Raw genomic sequence first — 650 nt, 5'->3', positions numbered from 1 at the left:
CATCAGTTTCGATGGAGCGGTAGAGCGCTGGACGGTGCCGTTGGCCTTTGGTTCGCGGGTGGTGATTCGTGACCAGCAACTGTGGAGCGCGGAACAATGCTGTGAGGTGCTGAAAAACGAAGGCGTCACCGTGGCCTGTTTCCCGCCCAGCTATATGGGGCCGCTGCTGGACTGGATCGAACAGGAAAAACCCGAACTGAAAGTGCGTTCCTGGACCCTGGGCGGCGAAGCCTTTACCCGGGAAACCTTCGAGCGCATGCAGAGCGTGCTAAAGCCTGAACGTATCCTTAATGGTTATGGCCCCACCGAAACGGTGGTTACGCCGATGCTGTGGGCCGCCTACGAAGGCGACACCCTGACCAGCGCCTATGCGCCCATCGGTACCGCCGTGGGGCCGAGGAAATTGTATGTGCTGGATCAGGATCTTAACCGGGTGCCGGTTGGCGTCGCCGGGGAACTGTATATCGGCAACGAAGTGGGCCTGGCCCGTGGCTACCATCAGCGCCCGGACCTGACGGCGGAGCGTTTCCTGCCAGACCCGTTCGGCGAACCCGGCGAGCGCATGTATCGCACCGGGGACCTGGTGAAGTACCGGGACGATGGCGTAATGGAATACCTGGGCCGGGTGGATCAGCAGGTGAAGATCCGCG

1 protein-coding gene is annotated in these 650 nt (G+C 61.5%); it reads left to right on the top strand.

Annotated features, from left to right (window positions below; translation table 11 throughout):
• On the top strand, positions 1-650 hold a 650-nt coding region (locus A3730_RS32675), incomplete at both ends, for an AMP-binding protein (RefSeq protein WP_156501186.1).

The organism is Alcanivorax sp. HI0044, from assembly GCF_001634945.1.
This window is presented reverse-complemented; position numbering and strand designations above follow the sequence as displayed.